General features: G+C 69.6%; 12 protein-coding genes. 6 read left to right on the top strand and 6 right to left on the bottom strand.

The genetic code is table 11. The annotated features are described in order from the left end of the window. The first annotated feature begins 178 nt into the window (after positions 1-178). Positions 179-1,375, top strand: a complete 1,197-nt coding sequence (locus VFF46_RS13040; protein ID WP_325037358.1) for an IS110 family transposase — start codon at positions 179-181, stop codon at positions 1,373-1,375. A gap of 261 nt (positions 1,376-1,636) precedes the next feature. Here VFF46_RS13040 and VFF46_RS13035 read toward each other — a convergent pair whose 3' ends face one another. Continuing rightward, positions 1,637-2,251, bottom strand: a complete 615-nt coding sequence (locus tag VFF46_RS13035) for a flavin reductase family protein (RefSeq protein ID WP_325037357.1) — start codon at positions 2,249-2,251, stop codon at positions 1,637-1,639. A gap of 67 nt (positions 2,252-2,318) precedes the next feature. On the opposite strand from VFF46_RS13035, the gene VFF46_RS13030 reads away from it, so the two are divergent. Beyond that, positions 2,319-2,996: a helix-turn-helix domain-containing protein gene (locus tag VFF46_RS13030; protein ID WP_325037356.1), complete on the top strand. Its 678-nt coding sequence runs from the start codon at positions 2,319-2,321 to the stop codon at positions 2,994-2,996. Positions 2,997-3,059: 63 nt separating this feature from the next. Next, positions 3,060-3,299, top strand: coding sequence for a hypothetical protein (locus VFF46_RS13025; RefSeq protein WP_325037355.1), 240 nt, complete (start codon positions 3,060-3,062; stop codon positions 3,297-3,299). Between the two features lie 327 nt (positions 3,300-3,626). On the opposite strand, the gene VFF46_RS13020 is transcribed toward VFF46_RS13025, so the two are convergent. The 4 genes from VFF46_RS13020 to VFF46_RS13005 all read right to left on the bottom strand — a co-directional run bounded on the left by VFF46_RS13020 (position 3,627) and on the right by VFF46_RS13005 (position 6,238). Beyond that, positions 3,627-4,289, bottom strand: a complete 663-nt coding sequence (locus VFF46_RS13020; protein WP_325037354.1) for a zf-HC2 domain-containing protein — start codon at positions 4,287-4,289, stop codon at positions 3,627-3,629. Then, a complete protein-coding gene (locus tag VFF46_RS13015; protein WP_281067438.1) occupies positions 4,286-4,795 on the bottom strand; it encodes a sigma-70 family RNA polymerase sigma factor in 510 nt (169 codons plus the stop codon). Before VFF46_RS13015 ends, VFF46_RS13020 begins: the two co-directional genes overlap by 4 nt. A gap of 126 nt (positions 4,796-4,921) precedes the next feature. Continuing rightward, positions 4,922-5,755 carry a hypothetical protein gene (locus VFF46_RS13010; RefSeq protein ID WP_325037353.1) on the bottom strand — a complete coding sequence of 278 codons (834 nt, stop codon included), beginning with the start codon at positions 5,753-5,755 and terminating at the stop codon, positions 4,922-4,924. Positions 5,756-5,818: 63 nt separating this feature from the next. Beyond that, complete coding sequence (locus tag VFF46_RS13005; protein ID WP_325037352.1) at positions 5,819-6,238, bottom strand: MarR family winged helix-turn-helix transcriptional regulator; 420 nt, start codon at positions 6,236-6,238, stop codon at positions 5,819-5,821. 52 nt (positions 6,239-6,290) lie between these two features. Here VFF46_RS13005 and VFF46_RS13000 point away from each other — a divergent pair, with 52 nt between their 5' ends. The 3 genes from VFF46_RS13000 to VFF46_RS12990 all read left to right on the top strand — a co-directional run bounded on the left by VFF46_RS13000 (position 6,291) and on the right by VFF46_RS12990 (position 8,148). Next, positions 6,291-6,884 carry a TIGR03086 family metal-binding protein gene (locus tag VFF46_RS13000; protein ID WP_325037351.1) on the top strand — a complete coding sequence of 198 codons (594 nt, stop codon included), beginning with the start codon at positions 6,291-6,293 and terminating at the stop codon, positions 6,882-6,884. 68 nt (positions 6,885-6,952) lie between these two features. Further along, a complete protein-coding gene (locus tag VFF46_RS12995) occupies positions 6,953-7,546 on the top strand; it encodes a hypothetical protein (protein WP_325037350.1) in 594 nt (197 codons plus the stop codon). Beyond that, complete coding sequence (locus VFF46_RS12990; protein WP_325037349.1) at positions 7,543-8,148, top strand: hypothetical protein; 606 nt, start codon at positions 7,543-7,545, stop codon at positions 8,146-8,148. Before VFF46_RS12995 ends, VFF46_RS12990 begins: the two co-directional genes overlap by 4 nt. Here VFF46_RS12990 and VFF46_RS12985 read toward each other — a convergent pair. Then, positions 8,145-10,574: hypothetical protein (locus VFF46_RS12985; RefSeq protein ID WP_325037348.1), on the bottom strand; the 2,430-nt coding region annotated here is incomplete at its 5' end. The genes VFF46_RS12990 and VFF46_RS12985 overlap by 4 nt on opposite strands.

The raw sequence follows: 10,574 nt of genomic DNA, 5'->3' as shown, positions 1-10,574 counted from the left end.
TATGACTTACTGCCCCTGTCGTGTGCATGATCCGGGGGGTGTTGTCGCCAGGTCTGGTGGCGTTGGTTGACCGCTGATAGGGACAGGGCCGCCTGCTGGTAGGTCTCTTCGTAACGTGGGTGCCGGCATCCTTCGCCTGATCTGTGGTGACCAGTCGATCCGATCGAGGAGGCAGTCTGTGAGTCGCCCCGAGTACGCCGTGTTCTTGGGCTTGGATGTTGGCAAGGAAGAACACCACGCCTGCGGACTCGACCCGGCCGGGCAGCGCGTGCACGACAAGCCGCTTCCGCAGTCGGAAGCGAAGATCCGCGCCGTGCTCGAGGAGCTGTCGGCGCGCGGGCCTGTTCTGGTGGTGGTCGACCAGCCGGCCTCGATCGGCGCGCTCGCGGTCACCGTCGCGCGCGAACTGGGGATCGACGTGGCTTACCTGCCCGGGCTGGCGATGCGCCGCATCGCCGACCTCCACCCCGGCAACGCCAAGACCGACGCCCGCGACGCCTACATCATCGCCGAAGCCGCCCGGTCGATGCCCCATGCCCTGCGCGGGGTCGACACCGGCGACGAGGCACTGGCCGACCTGCAGGTCATCGTCGGCTACGACGACGACCTGGCCGGCGAAGTCACCCGGATCAGCAACCGCATCCGCGGCCTGCTCACCCAGATCCACCCCGCACTGGAACGCGTGCTCGGACCCAAGGCCCAGCACCCCGCCGTCCTCGAACTGCTGATCCGGTACGCCGGCCCGCAAGGACTCGCAGGCGCAACTCGACGCCAGTTGATCGCGGTCGCCAAGCCACGCGCCCCACGCTCCTACGCCAAGCTCGTCGACGCGATCCAGCAAGCCTTGACCGAACAGACCGTCACCGTTCCCGGCACCCGCGCCGCCGAACTCGTCCTGCCCCAACTCGCCACCACCCTCCAAGGACTGCTCGCCCAGCGAGCCGAGGCCGCCCGGCAGATCGAGGAGATGCTCGATGCACACCCTCTTTCCAAGGTCCTGACCTCGATCCCCGGCATCGGCGTCAGGACCGGAGCCCGCATCCTGCTCGAAGTCGGCGACGGCACCGCCTTCCCCACCCCCGGACACCTCGCCGCCTACGCCGGCCTCGCCCCCGTCACCCGACGCTCCGGCACCTCCATCCGCGGCGAACACCCCGCCCGAGGCGGCAACAAACAACTCAAACGCGCCTTCTTCCTCGCCGCCTTCGCAGCACTGTCCGACCCAACCTCCCGCGCCTACTACGACCGCAAACGAGCCCAAGGCAAGAAACACAACGCCGCCCTCATCTGCCTCGCACGCCGACGAGTCGACGTACTCCACGCCATGCTCCGAACCGGCAGCCTCTACCAACACCCAACCCCAACCGCCGCTTGACGAACCCCATAGGGACACCCCCCCACGGGCGCCACTCACCACGGCCCGCTTCACGGCCCACGTCCGCCTAGTAGTCACTCCCGGGCGGTAGCTCGCAAATCCCGGCGCCAGCCGGGCACTGCCGGCGCTCAGCCGGTGGGTGGTGGGAGCGCGCGGAGCGGGTGTGGGAGGGAGCGGAGCGACTGGAGCGCCTGCGTAGCACGCGGTGGGTCGATTACATCCCACTCCAGATACCCACAACTCCAGCATGTGCGCGGGGGACTATGCGCCTTTGGTTTTTGGGGTTTGGGTGCGGAAGGATTCGCCTAGTTCGGGGCCTAGGCCGTAGTAGTGGCGGAAGTTGTAGATGAGGGGGGACCAGGCGGCGGGGTCTATGTGGGAGGTGCCGGGGAGGACGAGGTGGGGGGCGGCGTGGACTTTGAGGACCTCGGCTTGGGCTATCAGGAAGTTGCCTTTGGCATCTAGGTCGGCCTGTACGACGGCGGCCTCGAATTGGAGGGGGCATTCGGTCACACGAGGTGGGCTGATCAGGTCGGAGGGGGTGGGGGTGAGGGCTGCGGCGGTGAACTTGTCGCGATTGTGGTGGAAGCGGGCCTGTTTGTGGGGTGGGACGGGGTTGGCAGCGGTCAGTGGGGCCAGGCGTTCGACGGATTGCCACAGGTCGGGTGACGGGTAGTTGATTGCTACCTCGGGTCGCGTCTGCAGGTTGGTGGCGGTCTGGCCGCCGATGCCGATGCCGAGGACCACGACGTTGCCGAGGGCCCAGGCGGAGGACATGGGGGCGAGGTTGACGGTGCCGTCCTCGTTGAGGGTGCTGAGCAGGGCGACCGGGGTTCCGACGTACAGGATGGAAGGTTCGATCGTCAGGTGGGTCACGGGGATCGAGGCTAGGTACGGGACCGTTCGGCCGGTGTCTAACTGTCGGGGCGGCATGATGGACGGTATGAGTGTCGAGGGCGAGGAGTTGGCCGGCTGGGCGCGGATGCTGGCGGACGGGACGCGGGCGACGGTTTGTTTGGCGTTGCTGGATGGGCGGGCGTGGACGGCGAGTGAGTTGGCACGGGTGGCGAAGGTTTCGCGGCCGACTATCAGTGAGCATCTGAACTTGCTGGTGAGTGGTGGGTTGCTGAGTGAGGTTCGGCAGGGGCGGCATCGGTATGTGAGGTTGGCGGGGGCGGAGACTGCGGAGTTGATCGAGGGGCTCGCGGCCTTGGCGCCCCGGCGTACGGAGGCGGTCAGCAGTCTCAAGGCGGTGAGTAAGCGGGACGCGTTCGCGCGGGCGCGGACGTGTTACGACCACCTGGCCGGGAAGCTCGGGGTTGCGCTGGCCGATGCGATGACCGAGCGCGGCCTGATCGACTGGTCCGAGGGGGTCGCGCTGACGTCGGAAGGCCAAGCCTGGTTGAGGGATCTGGGTATCGAGGTCGACGTACGGCGGGGTCGCCCGGCCGTGCGGTCCTGCCTGGACGTGACCGAGCGCCGCCCGCATCTGGCGGGTGCGGTGGGGGCCGCGTTGTGCGCGCACGCGATGGAGCAGGGGTGGGTGACGCACATCCCGGGCGGCCGCGCGTTGAAGGTGCACGGTGCCGTACAAGCGTTTGGACTGGAGTCCGGAGTCTGAGAAACGTATGACGGAACACGCTTTCAAGAGGCGCCGTGACCGGATTGCACCTAGCCTTCGGCCATGACTGAGTTCGAGCCCGGTACCGAGCTGGTGTCCCGACTCCCTCTGCCCAGCCATGTGGTCGTCCGCGCGGACGGCAAGTGGCGTCGCGGCTGGCTGATCGGCCGCGACCACGAGGAATCGGGATGGACCGCCCTGGTGCAGTACGAGGGCGACGACGGGAACGAGCGGACGGAGCGCCTGCCGGCGGACCGGATCGCCCTGCCGCCGTCGGAAGGCCCGACTGAGCAAGCGTCCTAGGTGGGAGGGTAGGACAGCGCGAAGGCCCCCGGATCATGATCCGGGGGCCTTCGTACGTAACGCAGCGGGCGCCTCTACGCATCGAGAATCCCGGCCCAGGCCCTTCGGGCGGACGACCTGGGACGGGATCCTCAGTGGCGTTACACACGGTGTATCGCCGGTGACGACCGCAGTGTTACAGGCAGGCCCGGAATTTTCTTTCGAAAGCATCACGACGTACGGCGACCCCGGTGCACGTCCCTGAACACCGGGGTCTGGATCGACGGCCTCTCGAGCGATCGTCGTTCGTCTTTCCTAGGTGCCCCGAGTTCGGATCCGTATGCGTGGTCAGAACCGAACGGCCAGCAACACCCGTCCGGTTTCCGAACTCCGGATGTCCAGCGCCCGGATCTCCTCGCGCTTCAGCTTGGTGGTGGCGGCGGGTTTCACCGTGGTGCCGGGCGCGGAGGTCCAGCTCGCGATCAGCTGGACCTTCCCGGACGTGTCGGTGACGAACAGCTCGTACCCGCGGGAGCGTTCGCTCGGCGTCGCGAGTTCGTCGTACCGGCAGCTGATCTCGATCGTCGTACCCCACGGCTCCGGTACCAGCCGGGCGTCGGCGGACAGCTTGCTGGACACCGTCTGGGACAGGACGACGTAATCGCCCTTCGGGTCGTCCTTGGTCAGCGGGATCGCGACCACCGCGCCGACGACCGCCGCTGCGACCGCGATCGCCGACGCCAGTGCGCCGTACCGGATCCGCTGCCGCCTCCGGTCGCGCTGAACACTGCGGGTCAGCCCCGGCAACAGGTTGGGTGGATCGGTGGTGACGGTGGCCAGCGCCCGCTCGGCCGGCAGCGCGGCCAGCATTCCGGGTACGCCGGCCAGGGACGCGACGGCGGCCGAGCAGTCCGCACAGTCGTGCAGGTGCTCCTCGTACACGTGCCGGTCCTTCGCCGACAGCGCGCCGAGCAGGTACGCCGCGTCCCAGTCGCGGTACGGGTCGCTCATTGACTCGTGACCCCCTTCTCCTGCAGCGCGAGCTTGAGCGCCCGCAGCCCGTAGTGCAGCCGCGACTTCACGGTGCCCGACGGGATGTCCAGCTCCTCGGCGATGTCGGTGACCGTACGGCGGCCGTAGTACGCCCGGACGATCACCTGCCGATGCTCCTCCGACAACTGCGCCAGCGACTCGGCCACCAGCCAGGCATCGAGTACGGCGTTCGCGTGGTCGGCGCTCGGGTTCTCCGGGAGGTCGTCGCTGGCGACCTCCCGGCTGACCCGGGCGCTGCGGCGGTCGTCGATGACCAGGTTGCGGGCCACCGTGAACAGCCAGGCGCGGGCGCCGGGCTCGTCCTCGGCGAGGATGTTCGGCCGCCGCCACGCCCGCAGCAGGGTCTCCTGGACGACGTCCTCGGCCAGGCGGTCGTCGCCGGTCAGCCGGACGACGAACCGCCACAGCGCGGGAGCGTGCACGTCGTGCAGCTCGCGCAGCAGCGTCGCCCGGTCGTCGGCCATCGGCGCTCCTGCTCTCTCGACCATCCGTGGACCAGTCCCGTCTCCGCCATTCTGCACAGGCAGCACAGCGCCGCCTGGTGGACGGCGCAGTACACCTGGTTCGAACGATTGAACGCTCTCCTCGGTTCAACGCTGAGTGATGCGAAGATCACATACCGGATCGTTTGCCTTCCGGGTGGCGAATTGGTACCCGCGGGTCGCCACCACCAGCCCGGCGCCCCACACCAGGTACGCCGGGACCGCGACCCAGAAGAAGCTGTCCGGCAGCCCCAGCGTGGCATCGCCGTACACCGGCTGCCCCCGGAGCGCGTTGGCGGTCATCTGGATCAGCCCGACCCCGAAGTACGCCGTGATGCCGCACCCGATCGCATACCCGGGCAGCAACAGCAGCCAGCGCGGGAACCACCGACCGAGCCGATGGACGAGCAGGAACGGCAGCAACGTTCCGGCGAGCACGAACCCGCCTTCGAAGAGCAGCAACGACAGACTGCTGCCGTACGGCGTCTTCTCGAAGCCGACGACCGCCTGCGCCCCGAGCCGCGTGAGGCATCCGGCGCAGGCAAAGCACGCGCCCGCGATCGAGACCCACGGCGGCCACGGCGTCGCGGTCGGCTGGTGCGCGCGGGCGAGCAGGCCGAGCAGTACGGCGCCGGCGACCGCGCCGAGGCGGCTGAGCATGCCGAGGAAGTCGAACGGGATGCCCAGGCCAGGGAATACCGCGGCGACCAGGTCGAGCAGGATGAAAGCGGCCGCCGCGAGCCAGCCCGCGGCGAGGACCCACAGCAGCCGCGGGCGGATCCGGATCACGGCGAGCGCCGTCACCAGACAGGCGACGACGGACACCCACCCGGGGATCAGCAGGTCGTCGCCGGGCAGCTTCCACGTCGGCGCATGCCCGGTCAGGTACCAGATCCGCAGCGCGCCGTACGCCGCCGCCCACACCACCACCGCTCGTCGCATGCCGCCAGTCTTCCGACGCGGAGCGACGCCCGGATCACCCGCGCGAGTGAACGAGCTCCACCGTCAGCGGGAGGCGTGCAACTGCTGCAGGAGCCGGAGGAACGTCTTCCGGTCGGCCACCGGGAGGCCGTCGAGTACCTGGAGCTCGGCGGCCTGGATGTCCTTGCGGACGGCGCGATGCGTCGCCCGGCCCTGCGCGGTGATCGACAGCAGCCGGACGCGGCGGTCGTCCGGGTCCGGGGTGCGCTCGATCAGGCCGGCCTGCTGCAGTTCGTCGAGGGTGCCGATGATCCGGGACTTGTCCGCGCCGATCGCCTCCGCGAGCGCGGCCTGGGTCCGGACCGGGGTGTCCGCCAGCGCGTTCAGCACGACGTACCCCCACATCGAGACCTCGTGCGCGGCCAGGATCGGCAGCTCGATCGCGATCAGGTCCCGGACGAGCGGGCCGAGCATCGCCGCCAGGTCGGAGCGCTCGGTTGCCATGCCCGAAAAGGTAACACTGGCGCAATCATAAGCTGAAGCATATGATCAGCGCATGCCTACTATTGATTACGTGGCGCTCGACGCCGAAGCCGTCCGGACCAGCATCGAACTGGTCGGCACGGCGACCCCTGCCGACCTCTCCAAGCCGACGCCTTGCCGGGCCTGGACGCTCTACGGCCTGCTCGCCCACATGGCCACCCAGCACTACGGATTCGCGGCCGCCTCCCGCGGCGAGAACGACCCGGAGATCTGGAAGGTCCGCGATCTCGGCGACGACCCGGTGAAGGCGTACGTCGAGTCCGCCGAGCACGTGCTGGACGCGTTCGCGCAGCCCGGCGTCGTGGAGCGCACCTTCCCGATGGCCGAGTTCGGCCCGGACGCCGCCTTCCCGGGCGCGCAGGCGATCAGCTTCCACTTCATCGACTACGTCGTACACAGCTGGGACGTCGCGAAGTCCCTCGGTACGACGGTGTCCTTCAGCCCGGAGGCACTCGCCGCCGCGCAGACCGTGGCGCAGGTGGTGCCCGTCGGCGACGTCCGGCACGCGCCAGGCGCCCCGTTCGCGGCGGACGTCGCCTGGTCCGGCGACGACGCACTCGACGGCATCGTCGCCTACCTCGGCCGCAACCCGTCCTGGCCCAACTAGCGGCCATTTCCTTGCCTGATCCGGCCAGCCCCGGCCGCCGGACGCACGGACGGCGGAGCGTCGTCGGCATGACGGACGAACGGTTGATGCTCCCGATCGGTCACCTCGTCGATTCCGGCCAGGTACGGCGTGGGGCCGACGTGGTGGAGCTGTCCGAGCGGCAGTACGCCGTCTGGGCGCTCGCGCACGGATCCCTCCCCGCGGTGCAGGAGCAGTTCGCCTGGCGGCGTGAGTCGATCGTCGCGCTCGCTCGGCACACCGGCGTCGCGGACGCGGCGAAGCTGGTTGACGAACTGCGGGACCTCGGCCTGCTGGCCGCGATCCCACCCGATGGCAGCGAGGCGCTCGAGTTCGCGCGCGGCCATCGGGTGGCGCCGTTGATGCTCGGGCTGGGCAACACCGCGGCCGAGCCGGGACGGTTCGCGATCGGGTTCCTCGGGCAGCCAGTGCTGCACGTCGATTTCGCCGTCTACGACCTGTGGCAGTGGTCGGCGATGGACGACACGCTCTGGGCAACCTGTCAGAGCGCGGCGGACGTCGCCGGGAACGGTCTCGACCCGGAGAAGCTGCTCGCCACGTTCCTCTCCGCGCTGCACCCGCTGCTGCTGGTCAACGCGGCGTACATCGATGTCAGCTTCCGGCTGGGGGTTGTGAACGCATGAGCACCGCACTGATCTTTCCGGTCGGGCACTACCTCGGCGCCAATCATCCCGGCGGGGAACACCTCGTCCGGATCGGGTGGCGGCAGTGCGCCCTCGGGGCCGGGGACGAGCTGGCCGTTTGGGCGCTCGCTCACGGCGTACCCGGCCGGTCCGGTGAAGCCCCCTGGACCAGGACGTCGATCGAAGCCGTCGCGCAGGCGGGTGGCATTACGCGGCCCGCGGCGACGATCGACCAGTTGCTCGAGCGCGATCTGCTGATCGAGGTGACGCCCGGGACCGCGGACGCGGTGGAGTTCGCGCGGGCCTGCCGGATCGGCTCGCTGCTCGTCGGTTCCGGCGTACAGCCGAACGGGGACTACGGGCTCGGCGCGGTTCCCGCGAACCCGTCGGCCGGCGTCGACGGGTTCGCCTACGAGCTGTGGACGTGGGGCCACGCGTTCGACAGCCTCTGGGATGCCTGCGAGCTCTTCGCGAGCACCGAGGCGGACAGTGGCGAGGCGAGCGCCCAGGACGTTCTGGACCGGGTCCTGCCGGCCACCCAGCAACTGCTCGCCGGCGGCGCCGCCTACCTCGACGAGTCCCGCGAACCCCTGCCTGCTTAGGCCCGGCTGCTTCGGCCCTGCCAGGTCAGCCGGGCAGGGGCCGTCTTCGCGTACTCCGTGGTCAGTGCGCGGCGGAAGTCGCGGCGCGCCCGCAGAATCTTCAGGCCAGAGTTGCCCCGAGACGATCGCCGCTCGAGCTGGGCGACCAGGTCGACGGCGATCTCGGTGAGCGGATGCCCGGGCCGTGCCAACGGCTCGACGTCGGCAGCCGACAGCGATCCGTACCGCCCGCCGGTCAACTGCTCGACCTTGGCGACGATCAGCGCGGCCTGCTCGACGGCTCGATCCGGATCGAGCGTCTGCGCGGCCAGCACGCGGGCGTTCAGCGGATCGTGGTGCAGCACGGAGTCGGAGGCCGGCAATCCGTTCGGCCCACTGAGCCGGACGTGCGGATCGAACCCATGCTTGTGCAGGGCGTCCGCGTAGCTGTCCAGGGTGGCGGAAATCGTCACCAGGTTTCGGACCAGCGGCCGGATGTCGCCGTCCCGCCGTACCTGGTGGACAAGTTCGCGGCGCTGCCGCTCGAGGGTGGTCAGATCGGTACTGCGCCCTTCGCCCGACGGCCCCAGGAGCGACAGCAACTCGGCGCACTGCTCGTAGCTGTTCGGAACATTGCCCGCGAGATGATCGTCCAGGTCGCGGTACGCGAGGTTGATGAAGTCGGCCAGCGGCGTACCCGTGGGCAGGTTCCGCTGCCGCGGCGACTTCCCGCCGGCGAGGTCCTCGAGCCGTCCGACGTGGTGCCGGACGTAGGCGGTGGCGGCCTTGGTGTGCTCGAGTTCGCGCGCGGAACTGGCCTCGATCCGGTGTTCCTGATCGCCGAGCTGGCCTTCGTTGTCCATCCGCTTCCGCAGGTACTTGGTGTAGAAGTACACCGGCTGTACCGCGGCCGCGCTCAGCGACAACCGGAACCACAACGGTTCGAGGTGGTAGCGCTGCATGGCGAGCGCGGCCACACCGACACCCGTCGCCGCGACGGCAGCACTCCGCAAGAGGTACCACCGCCGGCCGATCACCGAGTCCCGGGTCGGATGCAGCACCGGACTCCACGGCTTGTGCGGTGGGATCTCCGGCTCCGTGGCGGCGGGCCGCGGCCACGACGGGATGCCTTCGAGGGCGCGCCACCCCCGCAGCGACCGGCTCACCGAGTCGAACTGGGTGAACACCGAGTCGGTGAGTTCGTCGAACTCCTTGCGCACGCTGCGGCGCGCGAGCTCGTACCAGTTGTGCATGTGCCGGTCATAGGCATCCCGGTTGCCTCTGACCAGTGATGCCTCGGACAACCCGTAAACGGTGCCGATGGCAAGGAACTGGAGACCGGACGCGAGCAGCAGCGGGGAGGTCACAGCGAGCTGCTGCTGGACGTACGCGTCCGACAGCCGCCGGACGAAGGCCAGTGCGCCGACCACCACTTCGCGGCCGGTGAACCAGAGCCTGTTGGGCACGGCCCGCCGTTCCACCGGGTCCGGTGGTTGCTCGAGGCTCCAATCCGGGCGCTGCGTGAGGGCGGGCAACCCCAGCGACCACAACTCGCCGTTCAGCGTGGTCTGCCGCTCGGCGATGTCCGCGGCGCGGCGCGCGTCACTGACCAGCATCCGGTAGCTGCGCGTCGGGTTGTCGTGCTGATGACGTACGCCGTCGTACCGGGTCCGCAGGTGCTGGAACCCGTACTGCACGCCGCCGACGACCACGGTGGCCAGGCCGACAGCGGCACCGACGGCGATCGGCGAGATCACGAACGCCAGCGGTGTGGTGAGAGCGGCGACCGGTACGGCGCTACGCAGCGGGAAGGTCCACCACGGCGCGATCAGCCGGGGTTGACCGACCTCAGGCGGTTCCAGCGTCGCGCGCGGCGGCACCGGCCGGCGCGGCGCTCGGCCGGCCAGTTCGTACAGCGAGGAGAGTTGCTGCCGGTACACGCTGACGATCGGGTCGACGAAGCTCCGCGCGCGGACGCCGGACCGCCTCGTGTCCTCCATCGCCCTCCGGTACGCGGAATGCGCGTCCTTGGCCTTCTCGTCGGCAGCCTGGACGAAGCGCTCCACCACCGCCCGGACCGGCCAGGCGATCACCGCGCCGGCCATGACCGCCGTGGCCAGGCCGACCCGTCCCCCGTCGAGCAGCGTCGCGGCCGACACCGCGCCGGGCAGCAGGGTCTCGACACCGCCGAGCCACAGGCCGCGCTGCACACTCGGCAACCACGGTATGCCGTTCTCGGCGAACTGGTTCAGCCGTTCCTTGCGGGTCGGCCCGACCCGGCTTGCTGCCTCGTCGAGATCCTTCGGGAGTGCCGCCCGCAAGGCCCGGGACTCGTCGGTGCCGGATCGCAGGTTCAGCCTGTCCACCAACTCGAGGAGATCCCGCGCCGCGGCCCGCCGCTCGTCCCGATTGCCGGAGTTCTGCTTGGCCGACAGCGCACGCAGCTG

Origin of the sequence: Kribbella sp. (genome assembly GCF_035655035.1) — a bacterium.
GTDB lineage: Bacteria > Actinomycetota > Actinomycetes > Propionibacteriales > Kribbellaceae > Kribbella.
The sequence above is the reverse complement of the archived record's forward strand: the minus strand, read 5'-3'. Positions and strand labels throughout refer to the sequence as shown.